The organism is Porphyromonas loveana (genome assembly GCF_003096695.1).
GTDB classification, from domain to species: Bacteria; Bacteroidota; Bacteroidia; order Bacteroidales; family Porphyromonadaceae; genus Porphyromonas; species Porphyromonas loveana.
Map to the genome: position 1 here is coordinate 18,380 of NZ_QEKY01000004.1, position 23,407 is coordinate 41,786.

Below are 23,407 nucleotides of genomic sequence, written 5' to 3' on the forward strand. Positions count from 1 at the left end.
ATGGAGGCAAACAGCTTGCGGGAAGAGGAGCTCATCGTATTCGGCGAGCACAATGTGCGTGCCGGGGGGCTGACCATCGGTCGATTGGTCGCTCATTTCGATTGGACGGACTACTTCGCAGCCGTGGGCATCATCGGCACTTATCCTGCCATCCTCTATACCCATGAGGAGGCCGATGTCTTGTACGAGTCTGTCACGGCGCTTCTTGGCGGATGGATAGCTGCTGCCGATCCGACGATCGACTTCTCTCTGCTCTTCGAGGACGGTGCTGACGGTAAGCCGGTGGGCGATCTGGAGATCGTTCTTACAACGCAGTGGAGCGATGCGGATGCTGCTCCATCCCGCTTGTCGATGTATAGATTAGGCTGTCGTCTGCTCAAAGCCGGTGCCACTTGGTTGGCCGAGCAGGAAGCCTACGGCAGTCGTGTCGTATGTGACGAAAAAGAAATCAGCCGCCAACCTTCGGGAGAAGGCTTGCGGCTGACAGGACGTTGGACGCTACGGGTCGAGGAGTCCGAGGCTTAGCAGCTTTCCATCCCGCAGGAACAGCCCTCGGGATCCAGTTCGATAGTAGCGTGACGTATGCCGTGCGCGCTGCATTTCTCCCTAACGGATTCTTTCATTTCGAAGACAGCCATCGGCGAAGCAAAGTCTTCGGGGCAGTAAACGATGTGTATGGTCATCACGTGCGTTTGGCCGTCGAGCGTCCACAGATGGATGTCGTGCACGCTCCGTATGCGGGGTAGTGCCAATATCTCTTTCTTCAGCCCTTCCATATCGATTTCGTCCGGTACTCCTTGTAGTAGTACTCTGAAGGTGTCGCGCAGATTGCCATATACATTATATAGTATCCATGCCGTGATGCAGAGCGAGAGAATGGGGTCGAGGATGGGCAGATCGACAAATAGCATGACGATGCTGACCACGAGGACGGCTGCCCAACCGAGCACGTCTTCCATGAGATGGAGCATGACGGCTCGTTCGTTCAGCGAGGAGCTGCCTTTGAGCCTGAGAGCTGCGATGCCATTGACCGCCAGCCCGAATATGGCGAGCAGTAGCATGCCGCCTGCTTTGGGTTCGCCAGGGTCGGAAAGGCGTTGTACGGCAGCCATGATGACGAAGACGGAGCCGACAAGGAGAATGAGTGAGATCAGCAAGGCTCCGAGGAGAGAGAAGCGTTTGTAGCCATAGCTGAAAGAGGCGTCGCGTCCTTTCTCCGACAGCTTCTGCAGGCGCCATGCGACACCGAGCGAAATGGAGTCGCCGAAGTCATGCAGCGCATCGGACAGGATGGCAACGCTGCCGGTGAAGAGACCGCCTACCAACTCTACGATGGCAAAGAAGAGGTTCATGGCGAAAGCAAAGAGTAAATTGCCTCCGCTGTCCCTGTGATGGTGGTGATGGTGCCCGTGTCCATGGTGATGTCCGTGGTGCTTGTGATCCGAATGGCAAGCATGGGCATGTGTTAGTGTTTCCATAACTACTGTTTGTTTTTTGATCTGATGTCTTTGATAGCTTCATGGATGAAAGCTGATGATTGCAAAGGTCTTCTTTTGTCGTCATTTATGCAAAAATCAGTATATTCACCGAGGTATTTTATCAAACTTCTTATTATGATGCGACGCAAAGACAGAGAGAAGAGTCGTGAGTTTGGTCTGGCTGTGATCGACAGCACCGCATACGGCGTCCTCACCGTTGTGGGGACTGATCAGGAACCCTATGCCATACCGCTTTCCATCGTTCGGGACGGAGACAACCTCTATTTTCATTCAGCCCGTGCGGGGCAGAAGGTGGATTTGTTTGCACCGGAACCACTCGTTTGCATTGCGTTTGTCGGTAGGGTAGAAGTGCCGGATCGGTACAACCAAGCACAATTGGACGATCTCTCGGCAGGACCTTTGTCCGGTTCTATGCTCAGCCGCATCTTCACAACAGAGTTTGAGAGTGCTATCGTGCGAGGCCATGTGGTACGTGTCGTAAACGTAGAAGAACAGATCTATGCGCTGCGTCTGATCTGTGAGAAATATACTCCGACGAAGATGTCTCTGTTCGATGCCGCCATTCAGAGCGGACTGCCTCATACAGCTATCTACCGCGTCCCGATAGAAACGATCACAGCCAAGCAAAAGCTCGTCCACGCGGACTGATGCCCTATTGTCTATCTGACGCTTTTCCCCTGCGCTGCGCTTGCGTCAGGAATCTAAATGGCTTGATTCTTTTGCAAAATGACAGACCTAATTGATTTGTTTCTTATATTTGAGGCGGCCAATTTTTTGACCAGTGTTTAAGGAAAGAAGACATGCCACTCGGGCATGTCTTTGTTTACCATCCAATATCTATTATCGCATCAAAATGGTTTTGTCAGAAAAAGCAAAGTATCACGTTGACCTTGAGCATCGCTATGGTGCTCACAACTATCATCCGCTTGAGGTCGTTCTATCCCGTGGGCAAGGAGCCTATGTATGGGATGTTGACGGAAAGCGTTATTTCGATTTCCTTTCGGCTTATAGTGCCGTCAATCAAGGACACTGCCACCCTAAGATCGTAACAGCTCTGAAGGAGCAGGCCGAGAAGATCTGCCTCACTTCGCGTGCATTCTACAATGATTGTTTGGGTGAATATGAAGAGTTCATGCACCACTACTTCGGTTACGACAAGATGTTGCCGATGAACTCCGGTGCCGAAGCTGTGGAGACAGCCCTCAAGCTGGCTCGCCGCTGGGGCTATCGCGTCAAAGGTATTCCCGAGGGAAAAGCTGTTATCATCGTCTGTGATGGCAACTTCCATGGCCGCACCATCAGTATCGTATCTATGAGCTCAGATCCGGACAGCTACACGGACTATGGTCCTTATACGCCCGGCTTTGTGCGCATTCCTTATAATGATATCCCCGCCTTGGAGAAAGCGTTGCAAGAGCACAAAGATCATGTGGCCGCTTTCATGGCCGAGCCTATCCAAGGTGAGGCCGGCGTCTTTGTTCCCGATGACGGATATATCGGCCGTGCGGCAGAGCTGTGTCGTCAGTACAATGTGCTCTTCGTAGCCGATGAGGTGCAGACCGGTATCGCCCGTACAGGACGTATGCTCTGCTGCGACCATGACAATGTGCGCCCCGATATTGTAGTCCTCGGTAAGGCTATATCCGGTGGTGTGCTGCCGGTGAGCTGCGTATTGGCCGATGACGAGATCATGCTCACCATCAAGCCGGGTGAGCACGGCTCCACATTCGGTGGTTTTCCCCTTGCTTGTAAGGTGGCCATCGCAGCCCTCACAGTGGTGAAGGAAGAGCGTCTGGCAGAGAAAGCCGAAGAGTTGGGGCAGTATTTCCGTGGAGAACTGCTCAAGATCCAAAGCCCGCTCTTGAAGTTGGTGCGCGGACGTGGTATGCTCAATGCCATTGTCATCGAGCCGCACAATGGACATGAAGCATGGGACGTATGCGAAGCGATGGCCGCGCGCGGTCTGCTGGCCAAGCCCACGCATCGCCATATCATCCGCTTGGCACCGCCTCTATGCATCACGCGTGAGGAGCTGGCCGAAGCAGTGGAGATCATCAAAGAGTCAATCAAGATTCTGGAATAATCCTATGGCATTGATTCGCAAACAGGCTACCAATCGCGTCCTCATGGTGCGTCCGGCTCTCTTCGGCTACAATGCGGAGACAGCCACGAACAACAGTTTCCAGAAGGAGACGGGAGTCCCCGAAGCGGTAGCGCGTGAGGCTAAGAAAGAGTTTGACAGCTACGTGAATCTCTTACGCGACCACGGCGTGGATGTCTGGGTCATTCAGGACTCGAAGACGCCGCATACGCCGGACTCCATATTTCCGAACAATTGGTTCAGTACACATATCACCGGAGAGTTGGTGTTGTATCCCATGTACGCCCCCAACCGCCAGCAGGAGCGCAAGCTGCCTATTCTGGCCACTGTGGGTGAGATGGAAGGTGTGGAACGCATCATCAATCTATCAGGCTACGAGCGAGACAACTGCTTCCTCGAAGGAACGGGCAGTATGGTCTTGGACAGGGTGAATCGCATCGCTTATTGCTGTGTATCCGAACGTACCCATATGAAAGTGCTGGAAGAGTTCTGTTCGGAACTTGATTACCGAGGGCTGATGTTCTCCGCCACGGATGCTGCCGGCGCCCCCATCTATCATACCAATGTGATGATGTGCGTGGCCACGGATTATGCAGTTATCTGTCTGGAGTGCATCCGCGACGAGGAAGAGCGCCGTGCAGTGGAGGAGAGCCTGACCACGACGGGACACCGCATCGTCGCTATTACCAACGAGCAGGTGGAGCACTTCGCCGGTAATATGTTGGAGCTGCGAAGCGAAGCCGGAGAATCGCTGCTGATCATGAGTGCCGAGGCTCGCCGCTCACTGACCGAGGAACAGGTGGCTCTCATCGAACAGTACAGCACGATCGTGGCCCCCGAGCTATCTGTTATAGAAAAGAATGGAGGCGGATCGGCTCGCTGCATGCTGGCCGAGATCTTTTTGCCCCAAGCTGAGTAAGCGTGTCTGGCAGTCTTTTGCTCGATACATTACTAATCATACATAAACAAAGAAAAAGATGAATAATTCACATTTCAGTTTTGCCAAGCCGGCCAATGAACCGGTTTATAGCTATGCACCTGGTACGCCGGAAAGAAAAAAACTCAAGGAAGAGCTCCAACGTCAGCTCTCCACACCCATAGAAATTCCCATCATAATCGGAGGCAAAGAAATCCGCACGGGAGACATAGGCTCCGTCGTGATGCCACACAATCATGGCGTGCAGATCGCCACCTATCACAAGGTAGGAGAGAAGGAAGTGCTGCAGGCCATCGAAGCTGCCGAGAAGGCTCGTCAGGACTGGAGTCGTCTGCCTTGGACGGAGCGTGCTTCGGTGATGTTGCGCATAGCCGAGCTGGTAGCAACTAAGTATCGCTACGAGCTGGCCGCCTCGGTTATGCTCGGGCAGAGTAAAAATCCCATGCAGGCCGAGATTGATGCTCCTTGCGAGCTGATCGACTTCTTGCGCTTCGGTGCTTACTACGCCGGACAGATCTATGCCGACCAGCCCATCAGCGACAAAGGCATCCTCAATCGTGTCGAATATCGCTCTCTGGAGGGATTCATTTTGGCCGTCACGCCTTTCAACTTCACCAGTATTGCATCTAATCTCAACCTTGCGCCGGCCATGATGGGTAATACATCCATCTGGAAGCCTTCTACGACTGCTCTTCACAGCAACTACCTCTTGATGAAGATTTTCAAAGAGGCAGGTTTGCCCGACGGAGTCGTAAACTTCCTGCCCGGACAAGGCAGTCTGATCGGCCGTGTGGCTACTGCCAGCGAACATTTGGCCGGCTTCCATTTCACGGGTTCGACCGGTACTTTCAATACGCTGTGGAAGAGTATCGCCGGCAATATCGACCGCTATCGCAACTATCCTCGCATCGTCGGTGAGACCGGTGGCAAGAACTTCGTCATGGTTCACCCCTCTGCCGAGGCTCGCGAAGTGGCTACGGCTCTGGTGCGCGGTGCATTCGAATACCAAGGCCAGAAGTGCTCTGCAGCCAGCCGTGCCTATATCCCGCGCTCTCTCTGGGGCAGTGTCAAGGAGATCATGGGCGACATGCTTGACAAGATCAAGATGGGGGATGTGATGCAGTTCGACAACTTCGTCAATGCTGTTATTGACGAGACTTCTTTCGACAACATCATGAAGTACGTAGATGCTGCCAAGCGCGATGCCGATGCACGGATCGTATTCGGTGGTGAGGGCGATAAGAGTGTGGGCTACTTCATCCGGCCGACCGTTATTGAGACGACCAATCCCCGCTATGCTACTATGACCGACGAACTCTTCGGCCCCGTGCTGACGGTGTACGTTTACGAAGACAAGGACTTTGCCGATACACTGCGTCTGTGCGACGGCACGAGCCAGTATGCGCTCACCGGCTCCATCTTCTCGCACGACCGCTATGCCATCGAGCAGGCACTGGATGCACTGCGCTTCTCGGCGGGCAACTTCTACATCAACGACAAACCCACCGGAGCAGTCGTGGGGCAGCAGCCTTTCGGCGGTGCGCGTGCCAGCGGCACGAACGACAAGGCCGGCGGTCCGCTCAACCTGATGCGCTGGTGCAATCCCCGCACGATCAAGGAAACCTTCGTGCCTCCCACGGACTATCCTTATCCGTTCTTGGCTGAGGACTAAAGCTCACTCTTAGGAAAGAGTTGTACATTACGTTTCCAATGGCCGAGGGGCTGTGTCATAACTTCGGTTATGCCATGGCCCCTTTTCTTTTTGATAATAGGGCAAATCATCCTTTCTTTGCTCATACTCAATCTTTAATAATGATGACAACGAACAGAAAGAAGTGGCTCGCAATGCTCATCCTCTTGCTGACGATGGCGGGAGGAACTGTGTCCGCACAGACCGTTTATGAACGTGAGCAGTACATCACCGAGGTCAAAGACCAAGTGGTCACATACCGAGTGGCTAAGACTCACATCCCGCTTTCGGGCGAGGTCAAGCTCATCGAGAATGCGCGCAAGTACATCATCGTCACTTTTCGGGACGGAATTATGGACGGGCCGTATCGGGAGTATCTCCACGGAGAGCTCGTCGCCAAAGCCACGTACCGTGAGGGACGCAAGAAGGGGCTGTACGAAGAATACTACGGCGGTAGCAAAGGTGGCATTCGCAAGCGGGCCACTTATGCCAATGGTGAGATGAACGGCAAGGTCACTACCTTCTTCTCCAATGGCCGCACGGAGCGCGAGAGCAATTACATCAAAGGAAAAAAGGAGGGCGAAGAGCGGGTCTATTCGCCCGAAGGCAGGGAAATAGCCATCAAGCACTACAAAGGCGACGAACTCCACGGCTCGTATGAGGAGACGGCCGACGAGGGCAACGGCATGAACGTTCGCATTCGCCGCACATACGACAGGGGCAAAATCCACGGCATGGAAATCACCGAAATCATCGACGCCCAAGGCAAGTTGCAATACCGAATCGAATGCCGCTACGAGCAGGGCAAAATGAAAGACCGCAAGCAAATCCCCATGACGAAGAGCTGATCGTCGTCTGGTATACAAAGCGGAATATCCTTCTCTTTGTGCCGAGATAAAGGCGAATAGTGTTATGCGCCGAATGCATCTCACGTATGGTGTCAAAAAACGAGGCGCCAAAAGTTTTTCGATTATGCGCCAATTCTCCCAAAAATATGCACCAAAAAGAAAAAGAAATGGCGCCATTTTTCACGGATTTTGGTGCATGTTTTCATCGTTTTCTTACACGTAAATTGAAAATAATGAAACGATTCGCTGGTTGATTTTACTCGTAACCATTAACTACAGAGGTTATTATGCCCTCAATGATTATGTATTGTCTTCCTTGTGTATGACGCTTGATGGAGGTAGTCTCGTCTCTATCCACATGAAATGACAAGGGAAATTCTCATTCTTTCAACGTCCTCTCCCTTTGTCTTTTATCATAGTGAGGCTGAAGTAGGCGGAGAAATGCGGGTGGCTTCGTTTTTAGGATTGGAGGTTTTTTACGTACTTTGGCTGTGTTTTCGAACCAGTATTACTCGGATTGATATGCAACTAAAGAATTTTTACCGGAAGCATCCCATCATCAGCACGCTGTTGCTCGTGATCGCGGCCTCCATTTTCATCTTTGTGGGGACGATGTTTGCTTTGGACATTTATACGAGGCACAATAGTTCTATCATCATGCCCGAATTGCGAGGCAAGGGGCTGAAAGAGGCTGAGCGACTCCTCGCGGAGCACGACCTCCGCTACGAGATCGTGGACTCTGTCTATGATGCTTCCTTGGCGCCCGGGGTCGTGGTGGAGATGGTGCCGAGCAGTGGCAATACCGTCAAGCCCGGGCGCATTATCTTCCTCTCTATTACTGCACGCGATGCCCGCAAGGGTATCATCCCCGATCTCAAGGATATGTCCGGTCGTCAGGCCATGGCCGTTCTGAAGGGGTTGGGATTCGAACGCATCACCGAGCGATATGTGTCGGGCGATTACGTCAATCTGGCCGACGGCGTAGAGCTGGCCGATGGCCGCAGCGTTCCGGCCGGCACGCGTCTGCCGATCACCACGCCGCTGGTACTGCGCATCGTCAATGGCTATGGCCCGCTGCTGGGTGATTCGCTCTTAATAGACGAATCCACTCCCTATGGCGCACAGGCCGACAGTCTGGGCGAAAAGAACGAGGATGAGCATAGCGAATCGTGGTGGTAATCTAAGGAGGAGGACTCTGGCATGAGCGACGAGCTGCGCTATCAGATGACCGAGGAGATGGCCGAGCTATTCGAAGAGGATGGGCTCGAAGACATCTCGGATGGCGGAATAGAGCTGGACGAAGACCGCTACGAGCACTTCCGTACGGTAGCCGACCCGGGGCAGACGCTTATCCGCATCGACAAATTTCTTGTCGATCGGATGAACAACGCCACTCGCAGCCGTATCCAACAAGCAGCCGAGGCGGGAGCCATCTTTGTCAACGGGCTGCCCGTCCGAAGCAATTACCGCATCAAACCCGGCGACGTGGTGACGCTGGAGCTTCTGCGCCCCCGTCGCGAGTTGGAGATCATACCCGAAGATATTCCCCTCGATATTGTGTACGAGGACGATGTCCTGCTCGTCGTCAATAAGCCTGCCGGCCTTGTCGTGCATCCCGGTCATGGCAACTACACGGGTACGCTCGTCAATGCCTTGGCTTACTATCTGCGCGACGATCCCGAATACGACCCCATGGACCCGCGACTGGGACTGGTGCACCGCATTGACAAGGACACGAGCGGTCTGCTCGTCGTGGCCAAACGGGAAGAAGCCAAGTCCGATCTCTGCAAGCAATTCTACTACAAGACTACGCATCGCTCCTACCGCGCATTGGTATGGGGGCGCTTTGACTATCCCATCGGCACGGTCACGGGCAATATTGGACGTGACCTGAAAGATCGTTTGCAGATGGCAGTTTTTCCTCCCGACGGGGACATAGGCAAGCCTGCCGTCACGCACTACGAGGTGCTGGAAGAGTTGGCCTACGTGAGCTGGATAGAGTGTCGGCTGGAGACGGGGCGTACGCATCAGATCCGTGCACACATGAAGCATATCGGCCACACGCTCTTTGCGGATGAACGATATGGCGGCGACCAAATCCTGCGAGGCAACAACACGGCCAATTACCGCCGATTCGTGCAGAACTGTCTCGCCACTTGTCCGCGTCAGGCTCTCCATGCCAAGACGCTCGGCTTCCGTCATCCCATTACGGGAGAGGAGATGCGGTTCGACTCCGACCTGCCTGCCGATCTCACGGCTTTGCTTGAGCGCTGGCGCACGTACATCACTTATGCGTCCGAAGGACGTGAATACTATTGACGAGCGCCCTTGCGCTGCTCCCATTACCTCATCTATCAAACAAGAATTTCTCCATACAGTATTAAATATATAGCATGATGAAAAAACCTTTTGTCGCTGTCGTAGCAGGCGGCTATTCGGGAGAACACTCCGTCTCGCTCAAGAGCGCAGCCGGCATTCTCTCATGGCTCGGACAAGATCCCTTCGCCACTTTTCTCGTACTCATCGAGCAAGAAGGGTGGTCGGTGCAGATAGCCGATGGCAAGCGAGTCCCTTTGGATAAGAATGATTTCAGCTTCGAAAACGAAGGAGAGCGCATCCGATTCGACTATGCATACATTACTATACACGGCACACCCGGGGAGAACGGGCTCTTGCAGGGCTATCTGGATATGATAGGCATCCCTTATAGCACGGGTGACACGCTTGTCGAGTCCCTAACCTTTAATAAATATGTGTGCAATCGCTTCTTGTCCGGCTTCGGCATCCGCATTGCGGACTCTGTGCGTCTGACCGAGAGTGCCGTCTTGCCCGATGCGGAAGGGCTGATCGTGCGCTTGGGACTGCCACTTTTCGTCAAGCCTAATGTGGGCGGCTCCAGCATTGCCACGACTAAGGTGGCTCAGCCCGACAAACTCCTGCCGGCTATTGCACAGGCCTTTGTCGAGGGTAAAGAGGTGATGGTGGAGCGTCTGATCATCGGGACGGAAGTGACCTGCGGAGCTTTCCGCCGAGAGGGCAAGATCGTGGCACTTCCGGTAACGGAGGTGGTGGCGTACAACGAATTCTTCGACTTCGACGCCAAGTACAACGGTGCTGTCGAGGAAATCACGCCCGCGCGCATCAGTGATGATCTGACCGTCGCGATACAGCGACTCACGACAGCGATATATGAGCACCTCAACGCCTGCGGCATTATCCGCGTGGACTACATCATCGAAGCCGACGGAGTGCCCACGCTCTTGGAGGTGAATACCACCCCGGGCATGACGCCCACGAGCTTTATCCCGCAGCAGGTGCGAGCTGCAGGAATGGAGATGAAAGAGGTTCTTTGTTCTATCATTCAGGAGGGATTGTCCCACTGATAACAAACGATCAACAGCATGACAATGACAGATACGACAGCTTTCAACGATATAAGACCCTATCTCAATGAAGAGATCCCTGCCGTAGTGGAGCGCTTGCTCTCCTCAGATGAGTTTCGCCACACCTTTGGTAAAATAATGCGGGATTATAAACCCGAAGCATTAGAGCAGATGATGCGGCAGAGTACTACCATCGAGGAGTTCAAGAGTTCATTCGGTTATTCGGCTGTGCAGGCAGTGGCCAAGGCTTCGACTTTCAGTCTTTCGCTCAGCGGCAGGAGCAGGATACCCGAGAATAAGGCTTATACTTTTATCTCCAATCACCGTGACATCGTTTTGGATTCTGCCTTTCTCAATGTCCTACTTGCCGATATCCAATACAAGATGCCGCAAGTAGCCATCGGCGACAACTTGCTGTCACGTCCCTGGGTGGAGGACTTTGTGCGCCTCAATGGTAGTTTCATTGTTCGTCGCGGTGTGAATATGCGCGAACTGATCGCTCAGTCCCAAAAGCTTTCGGCCTACATCCGCCACACGATAACGACCACGGGCGACTCCATCTGGATAGCCCAGCGCGAAGGACGTGCCAAGGATGCCGACGACAGGACGCAGAGCAGTGTGCTCAAGATGCTGGCCATGAGTGGCGGCAACTGGGGAGCACAGAGCCTCGCAGAGCTGCAGATCGTGCCGCTTTCGCTCAGTTACGAATACGATCCTTGCGACTATCTGAAGGCTCGTGAGATGCTTCGCAAGAAACGCAACCCCGGCTATAAAAAAGCTCCCGGGGAAGATATGCTCAACATGCAGACCGGTATATTCGGCTACAAGGGGCGTGTGCATTTTACAATAGGTACGCCGCTTGCCGATTTGATCGGCTCCGTTTCGCCTGATCTGCCACAAGTGCAGCAGTTTGCAGAGGTGGCACGTCTGATCGATCTGGAGATTCATCGTCGCTATCGTCTCTATCCGGGCAATTATGTAGCGTGGGATATGCTTGACGGCGTGGATCATGCCGGAACGCATTACAGCCCAGAAGAGCGAGAAACTTTCTTGAACTATCTGTCGGGACAAGTCGAAAAGATAGAAATGGAAGATAAGGATGTGGACACACTGACGCGACTCATCCTCACCATGTACGCCAATCCTGCTAAAGCATACTACGCTGCTCAGGCCGTTTAGTCGGTTTGCTTGGATGCTGTAGGAGCCGTCGTTTTATATTTGAGGGCTGTGCCACACCTTGTCGAATGCCTCGACGGGGTGGGGCACAGCTTTTATTTTTCTCCTGTTCTTAGCGCAGCGAGGAGATTGTAAAGCCTTTTCTTATTTGAATTTTGAGGTGGTGAATTTGTGTATCTTTATATAAAAACCTATATTTGGGGTAAATAAGTTTTTCCAACGGGAAATCTCTTGTGGTTTCCCATAGTTCTCATTTAAAAACAAAGAAAGTATGAAGAAGTATTTCGCAGAGCTTTTGGGCACGATGGTGCTCGTCCTGATGGGTTGCGGTAGTGCAGTCATAGCAGGTGGAGCCGCAGGAGCAGTTGGCACAGGAGTTGGTACGCTCGGTGTAGCCCTTGCTTTTGGTTTGTCTGTAGTGGCCATGGCTTATGCCATCGGTGGAATCTCCGGCTGCCATATCAATCCCGCCATCACATTGGGTATGTTCTTGTCCGGCAGAATGAATGGCAAGGACGCCGGTATGTACATGCTTTTCCAATTTATTGGAGCCGTTGTCGGTTCGGCCATTCTCTATGCCATCGCTTCGCCTATGGGGCTGACTGCTACGGGTTCCAACGGATTTGATCCCGCTTTGATGCTGCCCGCCTTTATAGCAGAGTTGGTGTTCACTTGTATTTTTGTTCTTGTTGTATTGGGTGCAACCTCTCGCAGTGGCAATAGTACAGTAGCCGGATTGGCCATCGGTCTCACACTGGTGCTCATTCACATTGTCTGCATCCCCATCACGGGAACGTCTGTTAACCCGGCACGTAGTTTCGGACCCGCCCTCTTTGCAGGTGCCGAGGCTCTGAGCCAGTTGTGGCTCTTCATCGTAGCTCCGTTCGTGGGAGCAGCTTGTGCTGCTTTCATTTGGAATGCTATCAGCACGCCGGAACAGCGATAAGCCGAGACGAGCGAATTGTTTTCTCTGAGATAGAAGAGGGCATGTCGAAATAAAAATTTTGGCATGCCCTCTTTCTCTGTTTGTAAGGAAAAGTGAAATGCAAAGGAGGCGTATTGGCCGATGGTAATCTTACGCCAATCTTGGCACAGAAGGAGGTGTTCTCACACCATGATGCAACCTTTGGGGAACTCCTTTCTCGGAGCTTCAACAAGATGTTATAAACACTTTCTCAGACTTTATTGGGAGGGGGAGGAAGATTTATCAGAAAAGGTTTGAAAGTTCCAAACGCATTACCTACTTTTGTCGGAGTAATCTCTTACTATTATTTTTAGTGTTCTCTATGAAGACCCAAGAAATTATGGCAATGCTGGAGGCTAAACACCCCGGCGAAAGCGAATTCCTCCAAGCAGTGAAGGAAGTTCTTCTCTCAGTAGAAGAAGTGTACAACCAACATCCCGAGTTCGAAAAGAACGGTATCATTGAGCGTATCGTAGAGCCGGACCGCGTATTCACCTTCCGAGTACCCTGGGTAGACGACCAAGGTAAGGTACAGGTAAACATCGGTTATCGCGTTCAGTTCAATAACGCCATCGGCCCGTACAAGGGAGGTATCCGTTTCCATCCTTCTGTGAATCTTTCAATCTTGAAGTTCCTCGGTTTCGAGCAGATGTTCAAGAACGCACTTACTACACTCCCCATGGGTGGTGGTAAGGGTGGTGCTGACTTCGCACCCAAGGGCAAGAGCGAAGGCGAAATCATGCGTTTCTGCCAGAGCTTCATGACCGAATTGTGGCGCAACATCGGCCCCGACACAGATATCCCCGCAGGTGATATCGGCGTAGGTGGTCGCGAAGTAGGCTACATGTTCGGTATGTACAAGAAGCTTGCTCGTGAGCATACGGGAACGCTTACCGGTAAGGGCTTTGAGTTCGGCGGTTCTCGCCTGCGTCCCGAGTCTACTGGTTTCGGTGCTGTTTACTTCGTACAGAACATGTGTCGTCAGAACGGCGTAGACTATAAGGGCAAGACTTTGGCTATCTCCGGTTTCGGTAACGTAGCATGGGGTGTTGCTCAGAAGGCTACCGAGCTGGGCATGAAGGTAGTTACTATCTCAGGTCCTGACGGATACGTTTACGACCCCGATGGTATCAACACGCCCGAAAAGTTCCAGTGCATGCTCGACCTGCGTGACAGTGGCAACGACGTTGTTTCTGACTACGTGAAGAGATTCCCCAATGCACAGTTCTTCGCCGGTAAGAAACCTTGGGAGCAGAAGGTAGACTTCGCTATGCCTTGCGCTACACAGAACGAAATGAACCTCGAAGATGCCAAGATGCTGCATAAGAACGGTGTGATCCTTGTAGCCGAAACTTCTAACATGGGTTGTACGGCCGAAGCAGGCGAATATTATGTAGAGCAGAAGATTCTCTTCGGTCCCGGTAAGGCTGTAAACGCAGGTGGTGTTTCTTGTTCAGGTCTCGAAATGACGCAGAACGCTATGCACCTCGTTTGGACTAACGAAGAAGTGGATAAGTGGCTGCACCAGATCATGAACGACATCCACGAACAGTGCGTTACTTACGGTAAGGAAGGCGACTACATCAACTACGTGAAGGGTGCTAATATCGCTGGCTTCATGAAGGTTGCCAAGGCTATGGTAGCTCAGGGCGTATGCTAATCCTTTGCTAATCGGCATCCGGTCGCTCGCTATGAGCGTTCCGGTTACCAACCGAGAAGGTGTGCCAAAACGTAGATTTTGGCGCACCTTCTTTTTTATACCTATACGGAATCGGCCTAAGTCTCTCTTGTCAATTGCGACCTGAAGTGGTGCAAAGGCGCAACTCCAAACAGAGAATACTACGACCACTATGCTCAGTTCGCTTGGTCAAGGCCCAAAGGCCTGATCGCCAACGCTAATACCATAAAGAACAGAAGTGTCCTTCACTGAGGACATTTCTGTCTTTCTCGAAGGATGTTTTTATCCTTTATTGTGGACACATTCGATTGCAGGGCCGTTCCTCTTGCAAACCTCGTCTCACTATCGTCCTTTGATCTCCCTCTCACCCTCCTCAATGCTTTGCTTCATCAAACTATATACGATGGTAGCACCTTTCTTTATACTTGGCGTTACTCTGCCTCTTCTTCGAGGGGGAGAAAGTCGTATATTTGTGTATTGACACGTATTCTAAACAGCCTCATAAATGGATATTGAAGAATTAAAAAGCAGACTTGAAACCAATGGATTAGGGCATTGTTTTGATAAATTGAAACTACACGTACGTAATTCAATCAGACTGCATCTGAATGCAACAGACGAAAACTGTATGGCAGTTGGTCGGACCAAAATAGTTGGAAGACCGGACTTGCCAAAAGATATACCATGAGTGACAGAAACAAACATCAAAGTGAGCCGAGAAAAGAAATATTTCTTTTTCTATAGCAAGAAAAAGGAAACGATTACCAAACCTCTCTCTTTTATCGCGCAAATCAATCTTTCCGAAGTGTCTCCTTTCGATCAAGACGGTTTATTGCCCCAAACGGGTATTTTATATTTCTTCTACACCTCAGAACAAGATGCATGGGGCTACAGTCATAAAGATAAAAATAGGTTCAAGATTATTTATTGGGATGGCGATTTTTCAGAGCTTAGAAGGATAGATTTCCCTAAAGACTTACCGGTCTATTCTCGTTTCAATCCATGTTCTGTAGACGTTAAGTCCGAAATCAGTCTTCCCTCCCATGAACATGAGATTTATAACAGCCTTTCTGATGTAGACAAAGATATATTTTGGGAGAAAATTAAGGGTGATGACGAGCTAATAAACAAGCTATTAGGCTATTCGGATAATATCCAAGGCGAAATGGAAATAGATTGTGAGCACTTATACAATTGGCCTGGAAATAACATTGTAAACTATAATGCCAAAAAGGCAGCCATCTTTAGATCGGAAGCAGCCAAGTGGCGACTTCTTTTGCAGATTGACAGTGATGAGACCAGTGAAATGATGTGGGGAGACTGTGGACGACTTTATTTTTGGGTTAAGAAAGAGGCAATGCTAAACAAACAATTTGATAAAACCTGGTTCTTTTTACAGTGCTACTAAAAGCTGATCCTTGAATTTTATCTCTTGGAAGGAAATTGTTTATATTTGTGCATGCTGTAGCGTGGTTTGGAGTGTTCTCTATAATAACTAATAATAGAAAAGAAATATGATACCAGATTTTCAGACTTTGATGCTTCCGTTTCTGAAATGCGTTTCAGATGGGAAGGAATACAAAGTTAGAGATGTCCTTGAGCGTTTGGCGACGGAATTTGCAGTTACTAACGAAGAACGGAAAGAGCTTTTGTCCAGTGGCACTCAGGCAATCTTTGACAATCGTGTCGGTTGGGCAAAAACATATCTAAAGAAAGCGGGCTTGCTCGATTCCCCCAGTCGAGCCATCGTAGTAATAACGGATCTTGGTAGGCAAGTCCTTTCGGAAGGAATTAGCCGAATTGACACAAGATATTTGAGGCGATTCCCATCGTACTTAGAGTTTCAGAAGGCGTCTCGAAAAGATAATGAAACTGAAGAAGAGGCTACCGATGCAGAAAATAATATGCAGACTCCTGAAGAAAATCTCGACAAGGCATATCAGAGGATTAGAAGATCGCTTGCCTCCGAACTACTTAATAGGGTCATCGAACTGTCGCCTGCTTTTTTTGAAAGACTTGTTGTCGAGCTCTTAGTCAGAATGGGGTATGGCGGTTCGATCAAAGAAGCTGGAAAAGCAGTGGGGAAAAGTGGAGATGAAGGAATAGACGGAACCATCAAAGAAGATAAATTGGGTCTCGATATTATCTATATCCAAGCCAAACGCTGGAAGCCGGGGAATGTCGTCGGCAGGCCCGAACTTCAGCGCTTTGTAGGAGCTCTTGCCGGACAAGGTGCTAAAAAAGGAATTTTCATAACGACTTCAAGTTTTACCAAAGAGGCGTTGGGCTATATACCGAAAAATGAAACAAAGATTGTTTTGATCGATGGTGAACAGTTGGCCCAACTGATGATCGATTATAATCTTGGTTGCACTACTCAGCAGATTTACGAATTGAAAAAGCTTGATAGTGATTACTTCGGTGAGGAATGATCGCCCAATCTTTTCTACGTGATTTTGCTCTCCGCCTATATTTCTGGTGAAAATTGGTATATTTGTATGTTGCTGGTCGGTCAGTAATGTTGAAATTGAATAATAACCCTCGGTTTAAAATGCGATGACGAAAATAGACATTGTTGCAAAAAATATTAAAGAAATACTTCCCTTAATGGATGACACTTTTACGTCACATGATGTAATTAAGGCGCTTATTACAAAAGACAAGGTAAAATGGGATGAGTTTGTTGAGGCCTATGCGAAAAGCGGAAGAGAAAAGAAACAAAAAGAACAAATTGCCGTTCAGCAAATCGGATGTTATTTAGGACGGAATGCAAAGAATTTGAATCTTTCCAATGAGGGGAAAGAGAAAAATCATAAAATACCAGGATTAGAAGGACATAATCCGCGAGAAGCAACCAAATGGTCTAAGCAGAAAGGAGATAAATGAACAACTATTCTAAGCAATTGCATACCATGTAATGCTTATTGCGATAAGGGCTGCCGATTGTGGCGGCCCTTCTTTTTTCTCTTTGTCTGTATTTGCTTGTGTTTTGGTGCGATGTCTTTATCTTTGTTACGATCGGAAAGCGGCACTACTCCCCGCTACGGGGCTGCGGCTTTCTGGTCGATACACAACTAAAGAGCTTGCATTATGGAACAAAAGATTTGTCAGAGCTGCGGCATGCCGCTCAAGAAAGACCCCAATCTCGGTGGAACGAACGCTGACGGTACGCTGAGTAAGCTTTATTGTAGCTTTTGCTATCAGAACGGAGCGTTTACAGATAACTGTACTGATGTCAAAGAATTCCAAGAAAAGTGCCGCCGGATCATGATCTCGCATGGCCATTCGCGCTTTACGGCTTGGCTCTTTACCCGTGGTATGAAGCGTCTCAGTCGTTGGAAAAAATAGAAAGAGTCCGACGAAAAGCCCCATGTTCTCCATTGTCTAATAATCCCTTTGATATAATCCTTTTGCAATATGAAGAAAAGACAACAGTTGATGCTGGCATTGGCTTGGTCGCTGGCCATGCTCCCCGCGGGAATGCAGATGGCATATGCGCAGAGCCAAGCAGCAACTTCGGTAGAAAACACCCAAAACATCAATCCGATGCAAAAACGTGCAGCTTTCAGGCAAGAAATGCTAAGTGAACTGACCGATAAGTTGGTTGAGCGCTATGGCGAAAGTGTGCGTCTCCGTGCCGAAAGAGGCGTATCGCAAGTGGGAGCCCTCTGGCGAGTGGGGGATGGTGATATAGAGGCTTTCCGCACATTTGTCATGGACAACTTTGTGCCCACCCTCGAAGGACAACGCCGTATGTATCGCACGCTGGAGCGCAATCTGGAGATACTCCACGGCTATTACAACAAGATCGATCTTTCCCTCAAAGAGCCTCTCCACCTCAAAGGGCCTGAGATCACCCCCCTGGATATGATATTCGGAGGGTACAGCCCTTCGGCACATTTGAGCGATGACCTCTATGCCAATAAGGTGGGACTCATCGCTGCACTGAATTTCCCTTATTATCCCTTAGCCGAGAAGATGGAGTTCGGAAGCAAGTGGAGTAGGGAAGAATGGGCCTTTGCCCGTATGGGTGACCGCTTTACGTCGCGAGTGCCTGCCGAGGTGTTGCAGCATGTGTCCGAAACGATGACGCGTGGCGATGCTTACATATCCGACTATAATATATGTATGGGCTATCTGCAGCGTGCCGATGGTTCCACGCTCTTCCCCCGTGATATGAAGCTGATCACGCACTGGGGGTTGCGCGACGAGATCAAGAGTAACTATGCCGATGCACAGAACGGACAGGAGAAGCAGCGGATGATCTATGCTGTCATGAAGCGGATTATCGACCAGAGCATCCCGATCGAAGTGATCAACAAGAACGACTATCAATGGGATCCGCACTCCAATACGCTCTACAGAGCCGATGGTACGACGCTGAAGGGGCATGCCGAACCCGATACGCGATACGGGCATCTCTTGGCCAATTTCCATGCGATGAAGGCCTTGGATGAATATATGCCGCAGCTGCCCGATCAGATTCTCCGTGCATTCGAAGGCGATATGGAGATCCCGCAGCAGGATGTTAAGCAGTTATTCGAATCCTTATTATCCTCGCCGCAGGTGAAGAAAGTAGCCGCTCTCATCAGTAAACGATTAGGACGTCAGTTGGAGCCTTACGATATCTGGTACAATGGTTTTCGTGCTCAATCCGGGATGCCCGAGAGCGAATTGGACAAGATCACCGCGGCCAAGTATCCCACACCCGAAGCGCTGAAAGCCGACTTGCCTAATATCTTGCGTAAACTTGGTTTCGATAGTGCTGATGCCGAGCGCATAGCTTCGTTGGTGATGGTGGATCCGTCGCGTGGTGCCGGTCATGCCGCGGGTTCGATGATGCGTAACGACTACGCACATCTGCGCACCCGCATTGCCGATACGGGGATGGACTATAAGGGCTACAACATTGCCGTACACGAGTTTGGACACAATACGGAGCAGACCATCACGATGAACGATGTGGACTACTATATGCTCACCGGTGTGCCCAATACATCCTTTACCGAAGCCATCGCTTTTCTTTTCCAAGCGCGCGACTTGGAATTGCTCGGAGTCAGCAAGCCCGATGCGCAACAGGTGTACAACCAGGCATTGACCAACTTCTGGAATTCGTATGAAATCATGGGTGTAGCACTTGTGGATATGGCCGTGTGGGAGTGGATGTATGCACATCCCACTGCTACTGCCGGCGAGCTCAAGCAAGCAGTCATACAAGCGGCACGTGAGGTGTGGAATAAGTATTACGCCGGCATCTTGGGCGGTAAGGACGAGACTATTTTGGGCATTTATTCCCACATGATCGACTATCCGCTCTATCTCCCCAACTATCCGATGGGGCATATTATCGACTTCCAGATCGGTCAACATATCGCCGATAAATCCTTGGCAGCAGAGATCAAGCGTATGCTTACACAGGGACGCATCATACCGCAGCTATGGATGCAGAATGCTGTAGGCTCGCCGATCTCAGTCACTCCTCTCCTTAAAGCTGTGGACGAAGCCCTCGCGCATATCAAGTAAACCCTCTTGTCTCTCAACAGCTGAGAGACGAATCAGCAAACACCCGTGTAGAGAGGAGCAGTTCGCTGCTCCTCTCTACACGGGTGTTTGCTGTTAATGAAAAGACAAAGAAGTGAGTAGACGCATCATTTTTCTGTAGCAGGGAGTGGATATCGCTCAGCCTATCTGCATCATAGGTCTTTTATCCGCTTTTGTATCTCTATTGCCTTTTGTTTCGCCATGTTAGCTTCCTCATTTTTCCCTTCTGCATCTAATAGTGGATGACGAGCCTCAAGAGCATCGAGCCATTTCTCCCATGCAGCTTTGTGTTCCGGATTATCATCCGTTACGGCTCTAAATATAGCGCAAGCATCATATAGCAAATCAATTTTCTCCTGACCTCCTTTCATCTTTTTTGCGAATTCCAAGAAAGCACACCCTCGATAGAATTTTAGATTTATTTCCTTCTTCTCTTCTAACGCCACCTTCGCCTGATTGTTCACGTCTTGCTGCGATTGATATATACCCTTTTTATCTGCGTTGGTTTCTTGTTCTATTAAAGCATCCAATATCTTATCCCACAGAATATATGTATCAACATCAGTAATTCCATTTTGTAGTCCCAATAGTTTTTCATGGACATTCTCTAAGTCATCAATAGCCTTATCGTTTTCGTATCTGCTATACCCGATAGCTACATATAGACGGCAAATCTTTTCTCTATCTATTCCCTGAATAACATCGTTTTCCAAAAAAAACTCGTATATATCACGAAGCACTCCCAATACCTTTGTCTTGTCATCTGGCTTTAAATTGCCAAAGGCAGTCTGGCCTAATTGGCTGTTTATTTCGTCCAAAATACCATTAGATTTGAATAGTCTCCTAAGCACTTCTTTGTTAGTAATAAGCTCTTGAATATCCTTTAACAGATGAGCTAAATTGGTATTATATATTTTCGAATTGTTATTGCGAGACACCTCTATCATAAGTTTTTCAAACTTGGCACGTTCTTCATGAGTAAGATTCAAATACATGTTGTTTTTGGAGTACAACGATGCCATTGTTTCGAAAAAAACAATCTTATCTTCCCACTCCTTTTTATATTTGGAGAAGTCTATTCCCGATTCTTCTTTTTCATAGAGTTTTTGGTATAGTTCATGCATAAACATATCAGCTCCGTTACTATATTGGCATTGTCTCAACCCATTTAGTTCGCCTTTTTCGAAGGCCTCTTTTACCTTGTCCGGTAGCTGATCATGGGTGACCCAGTATAGCCCACTATTGAAAGTTGAAATATTACGCATTCGTTCGAGAATTGGATCGTCACCACTATATCCAATAACGATCCATGGTCTATCCGAAATAATACGTCCAAAGATAATATTTACAGAAGTTTTAACCCTCTCCATTTGGTCTTTTGTGTGAAGATGGTAGAGGCCGTGTCTCTGTCCATGAAAATAGAAAATAGAACCCGTTTCAAACCCAGAGGTACCTAAATCTTCTTCATGTATTAAGGTCATATCGTATGTCGGAGGAAATTTATTCAGCACAGCCAATGCCTGAAGAATAAGATCATCGAAGTTCGTAGTTAAAATAAAGTCAATATACTCATCTGCATACAATTTTGCCAAATACATATGGGCGGTATTGATCCAAGAGTTATCAATATAGTCCTTAAACAAACGTCTTCTTTGATCATCAGTGAGGACACTCATCAAAGCAGGATATTCGACAGATTTATCCTTATGATGTGGATATATCTTTTTAACATCTTCTACGACACCTTTTGCAAGGGGGATACCTCCGGAGACAGAAAAGCCTGCTCCGATGAGAAAAATCGGCTTTTTCCCATTGTCCTTACACTCCTTAAGTCTGTGAGCCAATTCTTCAAGCGTAAAAGTGTCGACATTGGTTGATCCTTGCGATTTATCCTCCGCCATCTTCGTCGAGTTGTTAAATTTCTGCACAAATATACGACAAGTTGCAAATGGGAAGTTACAAGGCATGATTTTACCGACCTAATCTCTGGAATAGCATGAAGAGAGTTCCCCTTTACTGTTATCGTGCGCCTTGATAGCCTTTGAGACTGATACTGTATAGATAGTTAACAAATTGTGCGACGAGCGGCCCCCATACAAGTCTTGATAGCCTTTGAGACTGATACTGTATAGATAGATATTCCCTGATGACACAATGTCATCAGAGGAAAAGGTCTTGATAGCCTTTGAGACTGATACTGTATAGATAGATTGAGTGTATGATTGCTGTTTGATATTCAGGTGGTTATAAGATAGCCTTTGAGACTGATACTGTATAGATAGATTGAGGCAGTGACGAAATCACTGCTTCCTGCTCAGGTCTTGATAGCCTTTGAGACTGATACTGTATAGATAGACCATTTTGACTATTTAGATAGTGATATATTACTATCTAGTCTTGATAGCCTTTGAGACTGATACTGTATAGATAGTGAGGACCTCCTATTCGTTTGCAAGGACTCAAACGGTCTTGATAGCCTTTGAGACTGATACTGTATAGATAGTTATTATTAAGACCAAGCAACCCTACACCGAGTTTATGTCTTGATAGCCTTTGAGACTGATACTGTATAGATAGCGCTGTAGGGACTGCGGAGAATGGGCCCTGTACGGCGTCTTGATAGCCTTTGAGACTGATACTGTATAGATAGATTAAATATGGCAATAGCACAAGGAAAAACTATTTGTCTTGATAGCCTTTGAGACTGATACTGTATAGATAGAATTTTTTACGGTCGATGACCGTAGAGCAATTTAAGTGTCTTGATAGCCTTTGAGACTGATACTGTATAGATAGAGCAGTTTAAGTCCAACTTTGACTGCTCAAAAATTAGGTCTTGATAGCCTTTGAGACTGATACTGTATAGATAGACGTTGATTATCAATAAGTTAAAGAGCACCTGAGTGGGCAACTGACTGATAACAAACCTATTGGTTTTCTTCGAAAATCGAGGGGTCAAAATGTTCATGCACGAACATTTATCCACTCGCAATAGGCCTTATCTCATTCTGTGACAAAGATATACAAAGTTTCTAAACATTCGAAAGAAATGAAAAAAAGTTTCCATTTTCTCAATTTTCGAATTCTGCGAAAACTGCCCATTGATAATCAGGCAGTTACAAATGCCTAAAAGGCTGTTTATTCGAAAATAATGAAGCCGACAGGGATTTTTCTCGTATTTCGAAAAACAGCAAAAAGGGAGAAAAGCAGTAATGCGTTGAAAATCAAAGAGTAAAGTCTTGCAAGGTCTTTCGACATTATTCGAAAATGAAAACTCGGCTCCGCGCGTTCTTCGTGCCGGTATTTTACTGAAGCAATTCGAGTGAGCCGATCGGGGCTGTCGGAGCAGTCCGATCGGTCGGAACCATCTTTTCGCATGACTGTCGACCGATGGTATCTTCTCCCCGCAAACAGCCGGCGATGCGACGTAGATGAACGAAGAGTCGAAACAATCCGAATCTGACTTTCCAAAGAGTTTCGATGAGCGCTAAAAATGCCGATTCTGCCTATCGTACGTGTACGAAAGCTCGAGAAACACTGTTTCGAGCTCTACGTACGAGTACGCGAACATGAAAACTGCGTTTTTGGGC

At 48.9% G+C, this 23,407-nt stretch carries 19 protein-coding genes, 1 pseudogene and 1 CRISPR repeat array; of the genes and pseudogenes, 18 read left to right on the forward strand and 2 right to left on the reverse strand.

All coding sequences use genetic code 11. The features are described from left to right. Positions 1 to 525, forward strand: coding sequence for a hypothetical protein (locus C7382_RS02780; protein WP_116678798.1), 525 nt, complete (start codon positions 1 to 3; stop codon positions 523 to 525). Here the strand turns inward: C7382_RS02780 and C7382_RS02785 are convergent. Next, positions 522 to 1,478 (reverse strand): cation diffusion facilitator family transporter, encoded by a 957-nt coding sequence (locus C7382_RS02785; RefSeq protein ID WP_116678799.1) that lies wholly within the window; start codon positions 1,476 to 1,478, stop codon positions 522 to 524. The genes C7382_RS02780 and C7382_RS02785 overlap by 4 nt on opposite strands. Before the next feature lie 135 nt (positions 1,479 to 1,613). Here C7382_RS02785 and C7382_RS02790 point away from each other — a divergent pair, with 135 nt between their 5' ends. The 17 genes and pseudogenes from C7382_RS02790 (at position 1,614) to C7382_RS02870 (ending at position 19,799) form a co-directional block, all read left to right on the forward strand. Then, the gene (locus C7382_RS02790) at positions 1,614 to 2,147 is read left to right on the forward strand and encodes a pyridoxamine 5'-phosphate oxidase family protein (RefSeq protein ID WP_243405637.1); all 534 of its coding nucleotides are present in this window, start codon (positions 1,614 to 1,616) and stop codon (positions 2,145 to 2,147) included. Between the two features lie 205 nt (positions 2,148 to 2,352). Then, entirely contained in the window at positions 2,353 to 3,582 is a 1,230-nt protein-coding gene (rocD, locus tag C7382_RS02795; protein ID WP_116678800.1) for an ornithine--oxo-acid transaminase, read from the forward strand. Between the two features lie 4 nt (positions 3,583 to 3,586). Beyond that, positions 3,587 to 4,519 (forward strand): citrulline utilization hydrolase CtlX, encoded by a 933-nt coding sequence (gene ctlX / locus C7382_RS02800; protein WP_116678801.1) that lies wholly within the window; start codon positions 3,587 to 3,589, stop codon positions 4,517 to 4,519. A 58-nt stretch (positions 4,520 to 4,577) separates the two neighbouring features. Continuing rightward, complete coding sequence (gene pruA / locus C7382_RS02805) at positions 4,578 to 6,209, forward strand: L-glutamate gamma-semialdehyde dehydrogenase (protein ID WP_116678802.1); 1,632 nt, start codon at positions 4,578 to 4,580, stop codon at positions 6,207 to 6,209. 140 nt (positions 6,210 to 6,349) lie between these two features. Continuing rightward, positions 6,350 to 7,075 (forward strand): toxin-antitoxin system YwqK family antitoxin, encoded by a 726-nt coding sequence (locus C7382_RS02810; RefSeq protein ID WP_133241528.1) that lies wholly within the window; start codon positions 6,350 to 6,352, stop codon positions 7,073 to 7,075. Positions 7,076 to 7,597: 522 nt separating this feature from the next. Further along, positions 7,598 to 8,254 carry a PASTA domain-containing protein gene (locus C7382_RS02815; RefSeq protein WP_116678804.1) on the forward strand — a complete coding sequence of 219 codons (657 nt, stop codon included), beginning with the start codon at positions 7,598 to 7,600 and terminating at the stop codon, positions 8,252 to 8,254. 21 nt (positions 8,255 to 8,275) lie between these two features. After that, a complete protein-coding gene (locus C7382_RS02820) occupies positions 8,276 to 9,394 on the forward strand; it encodes an RluA family pseudouridine synthase (RefSeq protein ID WP_116678805.1) in 1,119 nt (372 codons plus the stop codon). A 77-nt stretch (positions 9,395 to 9,471) separates the two neighbouring features. After that, positions 9,472 to 10,458, forward strand: a complete 987-nt coding sequence (locus C7382_RS02825) for a D-alanine--D-alanine ligase (RefSeq protein WP_116678926.1) — start codon at positions 9,472 to 9,474, stop codon at positions 10,456 to 10,458. 18 nt (positions 10,459 to 10,476) lie between these two features. Next, complete coding sequence (locus C7382_RS02830) at positions 10,477 to 11,637, forward strand: 1-acyl-sn-glycerol-3-phosphate acyltransferase (protein ID WP_116678806.1); 1,161 nt, start codon at positions 10,477 to 10,479, stop codon at positions 11,635 to 11,637. Between the two features lie 265 nt (positions 11,638 to 11,902). Then, a pseudogene (locus C7382_RS02835) lies at positions 11,903 to 12,580 on the forward strand (MIP family channel protein); the annotation flags it as partial. A 340-nt stretch (positions 12,581 to 12,920) separates the two neighbouring features. Then, on the forward strand, positions 12,921 to 14,258 hold the full coding sequence (gene gdhA / locus C7382_RS02840) for an NADP-specific glutamate dehydrogenase (RefSeq protein WP_116678808.1): 1,338 nt from the start codon (positions 12,921 to 12,923) through the stop codon (positions 14,256 to 14,258). A gap of 523 nt (positions 14,259 to 14,781) precedes the next feature. Next, positions 14,782 to 14,964, forward strand: coding sequence for a hypothetical protein (locus C7382_RS02845; RefSeq protein WP_116678809.1), 183 nt, complete (start codon positions 14,782 to 14,784; stop codon positions 14,962 to 14,964). Next, on the forward strand, positions 14,965 to 15,684 hold the full coding sequence (locus C7382_RS02850) for a YwqG family protein (protein WP_116678810.1): 720 nt from the start codon (positions 14,965 to 14,967) through the stop codon (positions 15,682 to 15,684). A gap of 106 nt (positions 15,685 to 15,790) precedes the next feature. Continuing rightward, positions 15,791 to 16,708, forward strand: a complete 918-nt coding sequence (locus C7382_RS02855; protein ID WP_116678811.1) for a restriction endonuclease — start codon at positions 15,791 to 15,793, stop codon at positions 16,706 to 16,708. 124 nt (positions 16,709 to 16,832) lie between these two features. Further along, a complete protein-coding gene (locus C7382_RS02860) occupies positions 16,833 to 17,162 on the forward strand; it encodes a hypothetical protein (RefSeq protein WP_116678812.1) in 330 nt (109 codons plus the stop codon). Positions 17,163 to 17,366: 204 nt separating this feature from the next. Further along, complete coding sequence (locus C7382_RS02865; protein WP_116678813.1) at positions 17,367 to 17,624, forward strand: zinc ribbon domain-containing protein; 258 nt, start codon at positions 17,367 to 17,369, stop codon at positions 17,622 to 17,624. Positions 17,625 to 17,693: 69 nt separating this feature from the next. Further along, entirely contained in the window at positions 17,694 to 19,799 is a 2,106-nt protein-coding gene (locus C7382_RS02870; protein ID WP_116678814.1) for a hypothetical protein, read from the forward strand. Positions 19,800 to 19,969: 170 nt separating this feature from the next. Here the strand turns inward: C7382_RS02870 and C7382_RS02875 are convergent, their stop codons facing one another. Next, positions 19,970 to 21,718 carry an SIR2 family protein gene (locus C7382_RS02875; protein WP_116678815.1) on the reverse strand — a complete coding sequence of 583 codons (1,749 nt, stop codon included), beginning with the start codon at positions 21,716 to 21,718 and terminating at the stop codon, positions 19,970 to 19,972. Between the two features lie 127 nt (positions 21,719 to 21,845). Next, a CRISPR array of direct repeats spans positions 21,846 to 22,687; the repeat unit is 37 nt; unit sequence GTCTTGATAGCCTTTGAGACTGATACTGTATAGATAG. The last annotated feature ends 720 nt before the right edge of the window (positions 22,688 to 23,407 follow it).